General features: G+C 54.0%; 8 protein-coding genes. 4 read left to right on the plus strand and 4 right to left on the minus strand.

Annotated features, from left to right (window positions below; translation table 11 throughout):
- Window positions 1–30: 30 nt before the first annotated feature.
- Both apbE and ACOTXC_RS06960 read right to left on the minus strand, forming a co-directional pair.
- Window positions 31–1,086, minus strand: coding sequence for an FAD:protein FMN transferase ApbE (gene apbE / locus ACOTXC_RS06955; protein WP_023300605.1), 1,056 nt, complete (start codon window positions 1,084–1,086; stop codon window positions 31–33).
- A 114-nt stretch (window positions 1,087–1,200) separates the two neighbouring features.
- Entirely contained in the window at window positions 1,201–2,295 is a 1,095-nt protein-coding gene (locus ACOTXC_RS06960) for a porin OmpC (RefSeq protein ID WP_003859401.1), read from the minus strand.
- Window positions 2,296–3,040: 745 nt separating this feature from the next.
- Here ACOTXC_RS06960 and rcsD point away from each other — a divergent pair.
- Together rcsD and rcsB are read left to right on the plus strand one after the other, a co-directional pair.
- Window positions 3,041–5,713: a phosphotransferase RcsD gene (gene rcsD / locus ACOTXC_RS06965; RefSeq protein WP_022648798.1), complete on the plus strand. Its 2,673-nt coding sequence runs from the start codon at window positions 3,041–3,043 to the stop codon at window positions 5,711–5,713.
- Window positions 5,714–5,729: 16 nt separating this feature from the next.
- Entirely contained in the window at window positions 5,730–6,380 is a 651-nt protein-coding gene (gene rcsB, locus ACOTXC_RS06970; RefSeq protein ID WP_003859405.1) for a response regulator transcription factor RcsB, read from the plus strand.
- 111 nt (window positions 6,381–6,491) lie between these two features.
- On the opposite strand, the gene rcsC is transcribed toward rcsB, so the two are convergent.
- Window positions 6,492–9,338: a two-component system sensor histidine kinase RcsC gene (rcsC, locus tag ACOTXC_RS06975; RefSeq protein WP_023300607.1), complete on the minus strand. Its 2,847-nt coding sequence runs from the start codon at window positions 9,336–9,338 to the stop codon at window positions 6,492–6,494.
- Window positions 9,339–9,472: 134 nt separating this feature from the next.
- Window positions 9,473–12,109 carry a DNA topoisomerase (ATP-hydrolyzing) subunit A gene (gene gyrA, locus ACOTXC_RS06980; protein WP_023300608.1) on the minus strand — a complete coding sequence of 879 codons (2,637 nt, stop codon included), beginning with the start codon at window positions 12,107–12,109 and terminating at the stop codon, window positions 9,473–9,475.
- Window positions 12,110–12,255: 146 nt separating this feature from the next.
- Between gyrA and ubiG the strand changes: the two genes are divergently transcribed.
- Complete coding sequence (ubiG, locus tag ACOTXC_RS06985; RefSeq protein ID WP_045620901.1) at window positions 12,256–12,984, plus strand: bifunctional 2-polyprenyl-6-hydroxyphenol methylase/3-demethylubiquinol 3-O-methyltransferase UbiG; 729 nt, start codon at window positions 12,256–12,258, stop codon at window positions 12,982–12,984.
- 349 nt (window positions 12,985–13,333) lie between these two features.
- The gene (gene nrdA, locus ACOTXC_RS06990) at window positions 13,334–15,619 is read left to right on the plus strand and encodes a class 1a ribonucleoside-diphosphate reductase subunit alpha (protein ID WP_023300610.1); all 2,286 of its coding nucleotides are present in this window, start codon (window positions 13,334–13,336) and stop codon (window positions 15,617–15,619) included.
- Window positions 15,620–15,666: the final 47 nt, after the last annotated feature.

The raw sequence follows: 15,666 nt of genomic DNA on the forward strand, positions 1-15,666 counted from the left end.
CCACCGAACAAAAACCCGCAACCTTGCTTTTTAATTTTTTTCGCTCACCAGGAAGCTGTTGAACTGCGGTGAACTCCAGGTTTTAAACCCGTCAGCCTCTTTGGTGATCATATAAACGGCCAGCCCTTCCTGACGCACCACCTCTTTGGCCTTCTCCGTGCCGAGCACCATCAATCCGGTATCCCAGGCGTCGGCTTCCAGCGCAGTTGGCGCTATCACCGTCACGGACACCAGGTTGTGGGTAATCGGGCGTCCGGTTTGCGGATCAATCACATGCGAGATACGTTTGCCATCCAGCTCGTAATAGTTGCGGTAGCTTCCGGAGGTGCTGATACCGTGCCCGTTGATGTCGACAATCGCCTGCACCGCGTTCTGCTGATCGGTTGGTTTTTGGATGGCCACTCGCCACGGCCTGCCGCTGGCGTTCATGCCCCGGCTGACGAGCGCGCCCCCGACGGAAACCAGATAACGGGGAATACCTTCCTGCGCCATCAGGGCCGCGAGATGATCCGCAGCATACCCCTCGCCTACCGTGGAGAGATCCACAAACAGGTCGGGAATGTCTTTTTGCAGGTATTGCTGACCGTACTGGGAGATCACCGCCAGATGCTGTAACCCTGTACGCGCGCGGGCGTCGTCGATGGCGGCTTGATCGGGTGTGGTCACCGGCTGCTTGTTGGGGCCAAATCCCCACAGGTTCACCAGCGGCCCCACGGTCACGTCCATTGCGCCGTTGGTTTTGTAGCCCACGCGCATGGCTTCCGTGACGATATCGGCCATTGCTTCGCTCACCGGCCACAGCGAGGTGCTGCTGGAGCGATTGAAACGCATCAGCGCTGAGTCATTTTTATAGGTAGAGAGTAGCTGATCGTCGGCATCCAGCTGCGCCTGAATTTTACCGCGTAGTTCTTCAGCGCGGGACTTATCAATATCCATCACGCTGACGCGCCAGAAGGTCCCCATGGTTTTCCCTTCCAGCACCGTCGCGGCGGGTGCGTCGATTTTTGCGGGCTGTGTAGAAGAGTCACACGCGGTCAGGAGTAAAAAAGTCGCCAGAACGCTGGCGCGTAAAAAAGTCATATCCATTGGTTATTATCCTCATGCCAGGGCGGCAAGAGTACACTAAAACAGCGTATTTGTAAGACCCTAAAAAAGCATGAAAAAAGGGGCCTGATGGCCCCTTTGTCGCTGTATGAGCAATTAGAACTGGTAAACCAGACCCAGCGCGACGATATCGTCAGTACCGATACCTGCTGCGCGAGTGAAGTCGTTCTCATCAACCAGGTTGATTTTGTAATCAACGTAGGTGGACATGTTTTTGTTGAAGTAGTAAGTCGCGCCAACATCAACATATTTCAGCAGATCCTGGTCGCCGTAGCCGTTTTCCAGGTCCTTACCTTTAGATTGCAGGTACGCCACGGATGGACGCAGACCGAAGTCGAACTGATACTGCGCAACCACTTCGAAGTTCTGCGCTTTGTTAGCCCAGCCCAGGTCGCCCGCACGGGTCGCGTTGTAAGTCTGAGTATACTGTGCAGCCAGGTAGATGTTGTTCGCGTCATATTTCAGACCACCGGTGTAGGTCTCTGCGCGATCGCCTTCACCGTAGTAGCCCGCAGCGTTCTGGTCAGCAGTACGTTTAGAACTGGTGACTGCCGTACCGATAGCGAAGCCTTCGCCCAGATCATAGGTCAGAGAGCCGCCGTAGCCATCACCGTTCTGACGCAGTGCCTCACGACCGTTGTTGGTCTGGCCTTCGCCGCTTGCGCTGCCGTTTTTACCCTGGTACTGCAACGCGAAGTTCAGACCATCAACCAGACCGAAGAAGTCCTGGTTACGGTAGGTCGCGAAGCCGTTACCACGCTGCTGCATGAAGTTGTCAGAACCGTAGGTATCGCCGCCGAACTCCGGCAGAACGTCGGTCCAAGAAGTCACATCGTAAACAACGCCGTAGTTACGACCGTAGTCGAATGAACCCGCATCAGCGAATTTCAGACCTGCGAACGCCACACGCGTCCATGAGTTGTTTTCGTTCTCACCAGAGTTACCCTGGATCTGGTATTCCCACTGGCCGTAACCGGTCAGCTGGTCGTTAACCTGAGTTTCGCCTTTGAAGCCCAGACGCATGTAGGTCTGGTCGCCGTCTGCACTGTCGTCATCAGAGAAATAGTGCAGGCCATCCACTTTACCGTACAGATCTAATTTGTTGCCGTCTTTGTTATAAATTTCAGCCGCATTTGCTGCGCCTGCCACCAGCAGAGCTGGTACCAGGAGGGACAGTACTTTAACTTTCATTTTATTAACCCTCTGTTATATGCCTTATTATTTACCACTGCTTACTGGTCAACCCTCTTAACCAGTCGGCAAGTTCATTCTCCTCAAAAATGCAGAATAATCCAACAGGAATATGATACGAAAACTTTGAAGATGTTTCACTTTACCATCAAGATGTTTCAATATGTAAATTTCAAGGAACTTTCACAAAGCATCAAAAGTTTAAAAATATAGCACGGATAATCAAAACAAAAATATATCCTATAAAATTCAAAAGACTATCTTAAAAAAGAGTACAGCACTGAATGACAAAAAAATTCCCGTCAACACCACTAAAATAACCCTCGCTATCATCATTAACTTTATTTATTACCGTCATTCAGTTCTGAATGTCTGTTTATCCCTAATTGAACCGGATGCTCCGCATTCGGTTTTTTTTTACCTTTCTTTACGTCAACAGACATTTTATGTGCTACCCGTCTGTAATGATAACGACTATTAACTAAATCCATCGCCCGGCGTTTACAGATTTTCCTTTTCACTTTCAAAATTAATTTCTTGTTAATTCGTGCTATTTTACTGCCGTTGTAACAGCATATTTGTACATTTCACTGGGTTTTGTACATCTTTCACACGGATGACGTTGAAGCGGGTTGCGACAGATAAAAAGTCAAGGTCATACCGATAACGACGCTGGAAATTCAGTTATTACCCTTTATACTGCCCTATCCCATTACCGCGCGGCCATTACGGGTTAAACACATCGATGAGTCAGACTGAAACTACCGCCCCGAGCAAATTCTCCCTTCTACCGGGCAGCATCACCCGTTTCTTTCTTCTATTGATCGTTGTGCTGTTAGTCACAATGGGAGTGATGGTTCAGAGCGCCGTGAATACCTGGCTTAAAGATAAAAGCTATCAAATTGTCGATATCACCCATGCGGTGCATAAGCGCATTGATACGTGGCGCTACGCGACCTGGCAAATCTACGACAATATCGCCGCCACACCTGCCACCTCATCAGGCGAAGGGTTGCAGGAAACGCGCCTTAAGCAGGATGTGTATTACCTTGAAAAACCGCAGCGTAAGACGGAAGCCCTGATTTTCGGCTCGCACGACAGCGCAACGCTTGAGATGACGCAGCGGATCTCCTCCTATCTGGACACCCTGTGGGGCGCCGAGACCGTACCGTGGTCCATGTATTACCTGAACGGTCAGGACAACAGCATGATCCTGATCTCGACCCTGCCGCTTAAGGATCTCTCGTCGGGCTTTAAAGAGACCACCGTTGGCAGCATTGTCGATTCCCGTCGGGCAGAAATGCTGCAACAGGCCAACGCGCTGGACGAGCGCGAAAGTTTCTCGTCATTACGCCGTCTTGCCTGGCAGAATGGCCACTACTTTACGCTGCGAACCACCTTTAACCAGCCGGGCCATCTGGCGACCGTGGTTGCCTTCGATCTGCCAATTAACGATCTTATCCCGCCGGATATGCCGCTGGACAGTTTCCGACTGGAGCCAGACAACAGCACCCAAAATATGCGCACGCCGTCGGATAAAGAAGGCCCGGACAGCGTAGCGATCTCATTCAATGGCTCGAAGATTGAGATTGCCTCATCGCTCAACTCAACCGGTATGCGGCTGGTGTGGCAGGTGCCTTTTGGCACCCTGATGCTTGATACCCTGCAAAACATTATGCTGCCGCTGCTGTTGAATATCGGCCTGCTGGCGCTGGCGCTGTTTGGCTACAGCACCTTCCGTTTCCAGTCGGGCCGCCAGAGCGACTCGACGTCGGTATCAGCCGGGACCAGCAACGAGTTGCGTGTTCTTCGTGCCCTGAATGAAGAGATTATTTCCGTGCTGCCGCTTGGGGTGCTTGTTCACGATCAGGAGGCAAACCGGACGGTGATGAGCAACAAAATTGCCGATCACCTTCTGCCGCATCTTAACCTGCAAAATATTACGGCCATGGCGGACCAGCATCAGGGCGTCATTCAGGCCACCATTAATAATGAACTGTATGAGATCCGTCAGTTCCGCAGTCAGGTCGCCTCGCGCACGCAAATCTTCATCATCCGCGATCAGGATCGCGAAGTGCTGGTGAATAAAAAGCTCAAGCAGGCGCAAAGGCTGTATGAGAAAAACCAGCATGGCCGCGCGGCGTTTATGCAAAACATTGGCGATGCCTTTAAACAGCCGCTGAAGTCACTCGCCACGCAGATTGCTGATTTAAGCACGCCGGAAAGCCGACAGCTTAGCAGTCAGGCCGACTCGCTGGTTCGTCTGGTGGACGAAATCCAGCTTGCGAACATGCTGGAGAATGACATCTGGAAGGGCACCCCTACGCTCTTCTCCATCCAGGATCTGATTGATGAGGTGGTTCCGGAAGTCCTGCCGGTGATCAAGCGCAAAGGGCTCCAGCTGCTGATCAACAACCATTTACCGGCCAACGACGAGCGTCACGGCGATCGCGATGCGCTGCGTCGCATCCTGATGATGTTGATTCAGTATGCCGTCACCACGACACAGATCGGCAAGATCACCCTTGAAGTCAGCACCGATGAGTCCACCGACGATCGTCTGACGTTCCGTATTCTGGATACGGGCGAAGGCGTCACCGTGAGCGAAATCGATAACCTGCACTTCCCGTTCCTGAACGATACCCAGCGCGACCACTACGGTAAGGCGAATGCCCTCACCTTCTGGCTCTGCGATCAGCTGGCGCGTAAGCTGGGCGGTCATCTGAACATTAAGGCGCGCGAATCCCTCGGCACCCGCTACTCCTTGCATGTTAAAATGGCGGCGAATCCTCAGGAAGAGGATGAAGAGCGTCTGCTGGATGATGTGGTGGTGATGGTGGACGTGACCTCAAGTGAGATCCGTAATATCGTCGTTCGTCAGCTGGAAAACTGGGGCGCGTCCTGCATTACCCCGGACGAAAGGCTCGCGAGTCAAGAATTTGATCTATTTTTAACTGATAATCCGTCTAATCTTACTGCCTCCGGCTTGCTTTTAAGCGATGATGAGCCAGGCGTGCGGAAAATCGGCCCTGGGCAGCTGCGCGTCAACTTTAATATGAGCAATGCAATGCAGGAAGCTGTATTACAACTGATTGAAGAGAATCTGGCGCAGGAAGAGATCCTGGAGTCACCGTTAGGCGGCGATGAAAATGCCGAACTCCATGCCAGCGGATATTATTCGCTCTTCGTTGATACAGTACCAGATGATGTTAAGCGGTTGTATACTGAGTCCGCTGCGCAGGATTTTGCAGCGCTGGCACAGACAGCACACCGGCTTAAAGGGGTGTTTGCCATGCTTAATCTGGTTCCCGGCAAGCAGTTATGTGAAACGCTGGAACATCTAATTCGTGAGAAAGATGCCTCTGGCATTGAAAAATACATCAGCGACATTGACGCTTACGTCAAGAGCTTGCTGTAGCAAGGTAGCCTTATACATGAACAATATGAACGTAATTATTGCCGATGACCATCCGATTGTACTGTTCGGTATTCGCAAATCACTTGAACAGATCGAGTGGGTGAATGTAGTCGGTGAATTTGAAGATTCCACAGCCCTTATTAACAACCTGCCGAAACTTGATGCGCACGTGCTCATTACCGATCTCTCCATGCCTGGGGATAAATACGGTGATGGGATTACGCTCATCAAATACATTAAACGCCACTTCCCGGACATTTCGATCATTGTTCTGACCATGAACAATAACCCGGCGATCCTGAGCGCCGTTCTGGATCTTGATATTGAAGGGATTGTGCTGAAACAAGGCGCACCTACCGATCTGCCTAAAGCGCTGGCGGCGCTACAGAAAGGGAAGAAATTCACGCCTGAGAGCGTCTCACGCCTGCTTGAAAAAATCAGCGCAGGTGGCTATGGCGACAAGCGTCTCTCGCCTAAAGAGAGTGAAGTTCTGCGTCTGTTCGCTGAAGGTTTCCTGGTTACTGAAATCGCCAAGAAACTGAACCGCAGTATCAAAACCATCAGTAGCCAGAAAAAATCCGCGATGATGAAGCTGGGTGTGGATAACGATATCGCCCTGCTGAACTATCTCTCTTCCGTGACGCTGAGCGCAACGGACAAAGATTGATCGTCGCTGTCTACGCCGGGTGACCCTCGCGGTTACCCGGTCTAAAGACCCCGTAGGCCCGCGCAAGCGCAGTGCCGTCGGACACATAAAAAAGGCCCTTTCGGGCCTTTTTTATTGTCTTGCTTTTCGCACCCGCTCCGCATACACGGATAGCGTCTGCTTCAGTACATCCAGCGTGACCGGCTTCGACAGACAGCTGTCCATTCCCGACTCCAGACAGCGCTGCTTCTCCTCCGCCAGTGCGTTGGCTGTCACCCCCACCACCGGCAGCGTCAGCCCCAGCTGTCGGATACGCTGCGTCAGACGATAGCCGTCCATGTTAGGCATGTTCACATCGCTGAGCACAATATCAATATGATTCTTACTTAAGACATTCAGGGCATCCACACCATCATTGGCCGTTTTACACTGATAGCCCAGAGAGCCAAGCTGGTCTGCGAGCAGACGACGGTTAATCGGATGATCGTCGACGACCAGAATCATCATATCGTCATTCACCGATGCCAGCTCATCAGGGGAAGCCAGCACGGTAGCGCCATCGCTGTCCTCAAGCTGTACGCTGTAAATACGCGCCAGCAAGCCCAACATTTCGTGCGGTGTCGCCACACTGTGCACCCATACCCCGGGCGAACGCTCAATCGGAATACCGATATGACGGCGGCAGAACATCACCACGCCCCGCCCCGCCCACGCCTTGTCTGGCTCAACGTCAGTAATCAGCATGTCATCTGCGTCCGGCGTCTGGCCTTCATAGCGTGAGACCCGCACGCCGCTGCTGGTCAGCATCGAGGTCAGGAAATCATGTAAGGAGGCGTTGTGCACCGCCAGCCAGCAGTGCTTTTCGCTCAGCCCGTCGACCGTGGTTTTCACCGGATAGTGTGCCGAGTAGAGCGGGATACGGATGGTGAACTGGCTGCCCATACCCGGCTCGGTATCGACGGAGATATCCCCGTCCATCATGCTGATAAGCTTCTCGCAAATCGCCAGACCCAGCCCGGTCCCCTGGAAATTACGCTGGACGCCCGTCCCCACCTGGAAGAACGGATCGAACAGGCGAACGACCTCTTTCGCCGGAATGCCAACACCCGTGTCGCGTACGCGAATAGTCAGGTACTCCCCTGCCCGGCAGACATGCAGCACAATACAGCCGATATCGGTGAATTTGATGGCGTTGCTTAGCAGGTTCGAGATGACCTGTTGCAGACGCATCGGATCGCCATGCAGCGTCAGCGGCACATCCGGCTCGATAAAGCAGTACAGCCCCAGCTGTTTGCGCACCACCAGCGGCAGATAGTTGGCGCTGATATGGTTCATCACCTCGCGCGGGGAGAACTCACGCGGTTCTATTTTCAACTGCTCGGATTCAATTTTAGAGAAGTCGAGAATATCGCTGATAATTTTCAGCAGCAGGCTGGACGAGTTGTTCATCGCCGTCACCAGGCGGTCGACCCCTTTCGGCAGCTCTTTGGTCTGGAGAAGATCGAGGTTACCGATAATGCCGTACAGCGGCGTACGCAGCTCATGGCTGACGGTCGCGAGGAACATCGATTTCGACTGGCTGGCCTGCTCCGCCGCCTGCGCCATATCCTGCAATGACTCTTCCATCTTAACGCGCGCGGAGACGTCCACCAGCACGCAAATCGCCACGTTTTCATTGCGGTAGCGCGAATGGACGAAGCTGATTTGCAGGTTGGTGTGGGTGCTGGTCAGCACATCCACAAAGTTAACCTGTTGCCCACAGATGATCTGCGTTAACCGCTGGCGGTCTTCATGCGTGAGCATGTTCAGGTAGTTATGGGCAAGCTCGTTACTGAGGATATTTGTCCCGTCCTGAGTACGCAGGATACAGATCCCTACCGGCGCCGAGGCGACAATCTTACGGTTAAACTGCTCGTGCTCCTCCAGACGCTGAGCATCCGCTTCCGCCGGAATAAAGATCCGCCGCTCATACATTCTCGCCAGCATAAACAGCGCGACGCCTACCGCGATGTTCAACAAAATGGCGTTAAGGATCAGGATGCGAATGCGCTCCAGCACCTTGTCCACCGGCAGCGAATAGACAATGCTCAGCGACGATGGCGGTAAACTTTTCTTCAGCACCAGCTCGCGGAACCCGGAGGTATAGCCAAACCATGACCGCTCCTGCATCCAGCTGGGCTCCACCTTCAGGCGGTTTTCAGGCCCGGTAAGGGAGATGAGTGGGTGGCCGTTCTCATCCAGAATGGTCACGCCCATCGGCAGACTGCCCGGCGTGAAGAAGTTTTCCATGCGGATGGTTTGTTCAATCCCCAGCAGCGCTTGCAGGCGGTTTCCGAGGTAAACCGGAGTCAGGGCATAGAAATAGCCGACGCCCATGCGCGGCCCCTGGCTTATCCAGAAGATGTTGTTCCCGCGCTCTTCCTGAGGCGCATTGCGGTATTTCACTATCCGCTCATGCAGGCTTTTCAACGCGTCTTCGCGTTCGACGGGCATATCCCGCAGACCGAAGTCCGCCATGCAAAGATTTTCGTTGCCAATCAGGTAGACGCGGTTTAGATCGTAAGCGGCCGAAAAATTATCGCGCCAGTAGCGCATAAACCATGACAGGGACTCCAGTGAGCCACGCCAGGCTTTACCCATCGCGGAACAATCGGAGTCCGGGAAGAGCGGTTCGAAATCAGGTACTTCGGTTTTTTCATCCCGACCGCGGAGGGCAAGAATGCCGTTCTCCGCCGTCAGTCGATTCTCAGCGATATACTTAAGCTCTTTCATCACGTCAGACGTGCGCTGGATATAGCGCTGGGCCTGATCCGAGCTTAAGTTAAACTCCTGGCGGATCTCCGCTTCTTTCTGGTGTAACGCGTTAACGATGTAAAACACCGAGAGCAGTGCCACCAGCAACCATAGCAGTAGCGCAAGCGCCCGAAACAGATAGCGAGAGACTTTTAACGTGGTACGAAAGGAGACGAGGTATTTCAAAGGGGCGAGGCTCCGCCATCGGGGAAAAAAGAATGTGGTTAAGGTAGCGGTAAACGCGGCTTGTCGCAACGTTCACTTGTCTGCTTGCGCAAAACAAAAGGGCCGGAAACCGGCCCTTTATGCGTCAGGAGACGTTACTCGTCAGCGTCATCCGCTGCTTCATCATCGGTGTCCGCTTCCGGGACGATTTCATCATCCCCTTCCGCGACGCTGCCGTCGATAGAGTCGAGCTCTTCGTCATCCACCGGCTCAGCAACGCGTTGCAGACCGACGACGTTTTCATCTTCCGCAGTTCGGATGAGGATAACGCCCTGGGTGTTACGACCCACCACGCTGATCTCTGACACGCGGGTACGCACCAGCGTACCGGCATCGGTGATCATCATGATCTGGTCCGCGTCGTCCACCTGTACCGCGCCAACAACGGAACCGTTGCGCTCGGTCACTTTGATGGAGATAACGCCCTGCGTGCCGCGAGACTTGGTCGGGTATTCGCTTTCCGCCGTACGTTTACCGTAGCCGTTCTGGGTGACGGTCAGGATTGCGCCTTCGCCACGCGGAACGATCAGGGAAACCACGCTGTCTTCACCCGCCAGCTTGATACCACGCACGCCGGTCGCCGTACGACCCATTGCGCGCACGGCGTTCTCTTTAAAGCGCACCACTTTACCGGCCGCAGAGAACAGCATCACTTCATCAGAACCGGAGGTCAGATCCACGCCGATCAGCTCGTCGCCTTCGTTCAGGTTCACCGCGATGATCCCGGCGGAACGTGGACGGCTGAATTCGGTCAACGCGGTTTTCTTCACGGTACCGCTCGCGGTTGCCATAAAGACGTTCACGCCCTCTTCGTACTCGCGTACCGGCAGAATGGCGGTGATACGTTCGTTCGCTTCCAGCGGCAGCAGGTTAACGATAGGTCGACCCCGCGCGCCACGGCTCGCTTCCGGCAGCTGATAGACTTTCATCCAGTACAGACGGCCCCGGCTGGAGAAGCAGAGGATCGTGTCGTGGGTGTTGGCCACCAGCAGACGGTCAATGAAGTCTTCTTCTTTAATACGCGCCGCAGATTTGCCTTTACCGCCACGACGCTGTGCTTCGTAGTCGGTCAACGGCTGATACTTCACGTAACCCTGGTGAGACAGCGTCACGACCACGTCTTCGCGGTTGATCAGATCTTCAATGTTGATATCAGAGCTGTTAGCCGTGATTTCGGTGCGACGCTCGTCGCCGAACTGATCGCGAACCAGCTCCAGCTCTTCACGGATCACTTCCATCAGGCGCTCTGCGCTACCCAGGATATGCAGCAGCTCGGCAATCTGCTCCAGCAGCTCTTTGTACTCGTCGAGCAGTTTTTCATGCTCAAGGCCGGTCAGTTTCTGCAAACGCAGATCCAGAATCGCCTGGGCCTGCTGTTCAGTCAGGTAGTACTGACCGTCACGCACGCCGAATTCCGGCTCCAGCCACTCAGGACGCGCGGCATCATCGCCGGCACGTTCCAGCATCGCCGCCACGTTACCCAGATCCCATGGACGCGCAACCAGCGACGCCTTCGCTTCTGCTGGCGTCGGCGCACGGCGGATCAGTTCGATGATCGGGTCGATGTTCGCCAGCGCAACGGCCAGTGCTTCAAGGATATGGGCACGGTCGCGCGCTTTGCGCAGTTCGAAGATGGTACGGCGAGTCACCACTTCACGGCGGTGACGCACGAACGCGCTCAGGATCTCTTTCAGGTTCATGATCTTCGGCTGGCCATGGTGCAGCGCAACCATGTTGATACCGAAGGAGACCTGAAGCTGAGTCTGGGAGTAAAGGTTGTTCAACACAACTTCACCCACCGCGTCGCGCTTGATTTCAATCACGATGCGCATACCGTCTTTGTCAGACTCGTCACGCAGCGCGCTGATGCCTTCAACGCGTTTTTCTTTTACCAGCTCGGCGATTTTTTCAATCAGTCGCGCTTTGTTCACCTGATACGGGATCTCGTGAACAATAATGGTTTCACGGCCGGTTTTGGCGTCCGCTTCCACTTCGGCGCGGGCACGGATGTAAATCTTGCCGCGACCGGTACGGTACGCTTCTTCAATACCGCGACGGCCATTGATGATTGCCGCCGTCGGGAAGTCCGGGCCAGGGATGTGTTCCATCAGCCCTTCAATGCTGATGTCTTCATCGTCAATGTAGGCCAGGCAGCCGTTGATCACTTCCGTGATATTGTGCGGCGGAATGTTGGTTGCCATACCGACGGCGATACCGGACGAACCGTTCACCAGCAGGTTTGGGATCTTCGTTGGCATAACGTCAGGAATTTTTTCCGTGCCGTCGTAGTTATCAACGAAATCAACCGTCTCTTTTTCCAGGTCAGCCATCAGCTCATGGGCAATCTTCGCCAGACGGATTTCCGTATAACGCATTGCCGCGGCGGAGTCGCCGTCGATAGAACCAAAGTTACCCTGACCATCTACCAGCATGTAACGCAGCGAGAAAGGCTGCGCCATACGGACAATGGTGTCGTACACCGCGGAATCACCATGGGGATGGTATTTACCGATTACGTCACCAACGACACGGGCAGATTTTTTGTAGGCTTTATTCCAGTCATTGCCCAATACGTTCATGGCGTATAGTACGCGACGGTGTACCGGCTTAAGGCCATCGCGGACGTCCGGCAGCGCACGGCCAACAATGACCGACATCGCATAGTCCAGATAGGAGCTTTTCAGCTCTTCCTCGATGTTAACCGGTGTAATTTCTCTCGCAAGGTCGCTCATCTAACCGCTATCCCTCTACTGTATCCCGGATTCAAAGGTCGCAAATTATAACACAGCCGCGGTGATACAGGTAAACCTATACGCTTTATTCACAGGGATTGCCTGATATACTCATTTGTCTTGCTAAATAAGGAGTAAAAGCGCCCATGAATGCCGAAAAATCCCCGGTGGCTCACAACGTTGACCACGAAGAGATTGCCAAATTTGAAGCGGTGGCGTCCCGCTGGTGGGATCTCGAAGGTGAGTTCAAACCTCTGCATCGTATTAACCCGCTACGTCTGGGCTATATCGCGGAGCGTTCCGGCGGTCTGTTCGGTAAGAAAGTGCTCGACGTCGGCTGCGGCGGCGGCATCCTGGCGGAAAGCATGGCGCGCGAAGGGGCCACCGTCACCGGTCTGGACATGGGCTTCGAACCTCTACAGGTTGCGCGTCTTCATGCGCTGGAGTCCGGCGTACAGGTAGAATATGTCCAGGAAACCGTGGAAGAGCACGCGGCTAAACATGCGCACCAGTATGACGTGGTGACCTGCATGGAGATGCTGGAGCACGTTCCCGATCCGCAGTCGGTCGTCAACGCCTGTGCAAAACTGGTGAAACCGGGTGGACAGGTCTTCTTCTCGACCATCAACCGCAACGGCAAAGCCTGGCTGATGGCCGTGGTAGGCGCGGAATATGTGCTGCGCATGGTGCCGAAAGGGACGCACGACGTGAAGAAGTTCATCAAGCCTGCCGAACTGCTGGGCTGGGTTGACCAGACATGGCTTAAGGAACAGCACATGACGGGTCTGCACTACAATCCGCTGACGGATAAATTCAAACTTGCCCCGGGCGTGGATGTTAACTATATGTTGCACACAACCGCCAAAAACGACTAACGTCATTCGTTATTCTTATAAAGATTGCGCGACATCATGTTGCGCAATTCTAACCTCCCGTTGAAGAAATCAGCACTCGATCAAATTTTGAATTTTTTTTCTGGAATATTGACATCTCTTCCAGGCCTTACGGTACGAGGACTTAGCCTTTTTTACCCTTTCACAACCTCAATTTAACGTCAAAATCAACCCTTGTGCTGAAAAGATTCGATACTAGAATACTCACCATATAGCGTTCTTCTTATCGCAAAACCCCTATATGTAGTATTTATCCACAGAGTTAGTCACAAGGCGGTTCTGTGGATAAGCGGGGGATATTTTTTTATTTCACGGACAGGTAAAAACCCACATGAATCAGAGTCTGCTGGTGACAAAGCGCGACGGTACTACCGAGCGTATCAATCTGGACAAAATCCATCGAGTTCTCGACTGGGCAGCAGAAGGACTGAACAACGTATCTATATCCCAGGTCGAACTGCGTTCTCACATTCAGTTCTACGACGGCATCAAAACGTCTGATATCCACGAAACCATTATCAAAGCAGCGGCAGATCTGATCTCCCGCGACGCACCGGATTATCAGTACCTCGCTGCGCGTCTGGCGATTTTCCACCTGCGTAAGAAAGCCTACGGCCAGTTCGAGCCGCCGAAGCTTTACGATCACGTAGTGAAAATGGTTGAGCTGGGCAAATACGACACGCATCTGCTGGAAGACTATACGGAAGAAGAGTTCGAGCAGATGAACGGGTTTATCGATCACTGGCGCGACATGAACTTCTCCTACGCGGCGGTGAAGCAGCTCGAAGGCAAATACCTGGTTCAGAACCGTGTGACGGGCGAAATCTACGAGAGCGCCCAGTTCCTCTATATTCTGGTGGCCGCCTGCCTGTTCTCTAATTATCCACGTGAAACCCGTCTGGACTACGTGAAGCGTTTCTACGATGCGGTCTCTACGTTCAAGATTTCTCTGCCTACGCCAATCATGTCTGGCGTGCGTACCCCTACCCGTCAGTTCAGCTCCTGCGTACTGATCGAGTGTGGTGACAGCCTGGATTCCATCAACGCGACCTCCAGCGCCATCGTGAAATACGTCTCCCAGCGTGCTGGTATCGGCATCAACGCTGGTCGTATCCGTGCGCTGGGCAGCCCGATCCGCGGCGGTGAAGCGTTCCACACCGGCTGTATCCCGTTTTACAAGCACTTCCAGACGGCAGTAAAATCCTGCTCTCAGGGCGGCGTGCGCGGTGGCGCTGCCACCCTGTTCTACCCAATGTGGCACCTGGAAGTGGAAAGCCTGCTGGTTCTGAAGAACAACCGCGGCGTGGAAGGCAACCGCGTGCGTCACATGGACTACGGCGTGCAGATCAACAAGCTGATGTACACCCGCCTGCTGAAAGGTGAAGATATCACCCTGTTCAGCCCATCCGACGTGCCGGGCCTGTACGACGCGTTCTTCGCCGATCAGGACGAATTCGAGCGTCTGTACACCAAATACGAAAAAGACGACAGCATCCGCAAGCAGCGCGTGAAGGCGGTCGATCTGTTCTCCCTGATGATGCAGGAACGTGCCTCTACCGGCCGTATCTACATCCAGAACGTTGACCACTGCAACACCCACAGCCCGTTCGATCCGGTGGTTGCGCCAGTGCGCCAGTCCAACCTGTGCCTGGAGATCGCCCTGCCGACCAAACCGCTGGACGATGTGAACGATGAAAATGGTGAAATCGCCCTGTGTACGCTCTCTGCGTTCAACCTGGGTGCGATTAAGAGCCTGGACGAGCTGGAAGAGCTGGCCGTGCTGGCGGTTCGTGCGCTCGACGCCCTGCTGGACTACCAGGATTACCCAATCCCGGCGGCAAAACGCGGCGCAATGGGCCGTCGCACTTTAGGTATCGGCGTGATCAACTTCGCCTACTGGCTGGCGAAAAACGGCAAGCGTTACTCCGACGGCAGCGCCAACAATCTGACGCACCAGACGTTCGAAGCCATTCAGTACTACCTGATGAAAGCCTCCAACGAGCTGGCGAAAGAGCAAGGCGCGTGCCCGTGGTTCAATGAAACCACCTACGCGAAAGGCATTCTGCCGATCGACACCTACAAAAAAGACCTGGATGCGATCGTCAGCGAGCCGCTGCACCTCGACTGGGAAGGCCTGCGCGAGTCCATTAAAACTCACGGCCTGCGTAACTCCACGCTCTCTGCCCTGATGCCGTCCGAGACCTCTTCGCAGATCTCCAACGCCACCAACGGTATTGAGCCACCGCGCGGCCACGTCAGCATCAAAGCGTCGAAAGACGGCGTGCTGCGTCAGGTGGTACCGGATTACGAAACGCTGGGCAACAACTACGAGCTGCTGTGGGAAATGCCAAACAACGACGGCTACCTGCAACTGGTGGGTATCATGCAGAAGTTTATCGACCAGTCGATCTCTGCCAATACCAACTACGACCCGACGCGCTTCCCGTCAGGCAAGGTTCCGATGCAGCAACTGCTGAAAGACCTGCTCACCGCCTACAAATTTGGCGTGAAAACGCTGTACTATCACAACACCCGTGATGGTGCGGAAGACGCGCAGGACGACCTGGCGCCGTCAATTCAGGACGATGGCTGCGAAAGCGGCGCATGTAAGATCTAATAAATTCCCTCACTCTAACCCTCTCCCACAGGGAGAGGGAACTCTTT

Source organism: Enterobacter cloacae complex sp. IR5428 (genome assembly GCF_049238585.1).
Classification (GTDB): domain Bacteria; phylum Pseudomonadota; class Gammaproteobacteria; order Enterobacterales; family Enterobacteriaceae; genus Enterobacter; species Enterobacter intestinihominis.

Excerpts from the sequence above, each read along its gene's own strand:
- rcsD (WP_022648798.1), top strand. The coding sequence starts at position 3,041 with ATGAGTCAGACTGAAACTACCGCCCCGAGCAAATTCTCCCTTCTACCG.
- gyrA (WP_023300608.1), bottom strand. The coding sequence starts at position 12,109 with ATGAGCGACCTTGCGAGAGAAATTACACCGGTTAACATCGAGGAAGAG.
- rcsB (WP_003859405.1), top strand. The coding sequence starts at position 5,730 with ATGAACAATATGAACGTAATTATTGCCGATGACCATCCGATTGTACTG.
- apbE (WP_023300605.1), bottom strand. The coding sequence starts at position 1,086 with ATGGATATGACTTTTTTACGCGCCAGCGTTCTGGCGACTTTTTTACTC.
- ubiG (WP_045620901.1), top strand. The coding sequence starts at position 12,256 with ATGAATGCCGAAAAATCCCCGGTGGCTCACAACGTTGACCACGAAGAG.
- ACOTXC_RS06960 (WP_003859401.1), bottom strand. The coding sequence starts at position 2,295 with ATGAAAGTTAAAGTACTGTCCCTCCTGGTACCAGCTCTGCTGGTGGCA.
- nrdA (WP_023300610.1), top strand. The coding sequence starts at position 13,334 with ATGAATCAGAGTCTGCTGGTGACAAAGCGCGACGGTACTACCGAGCGT.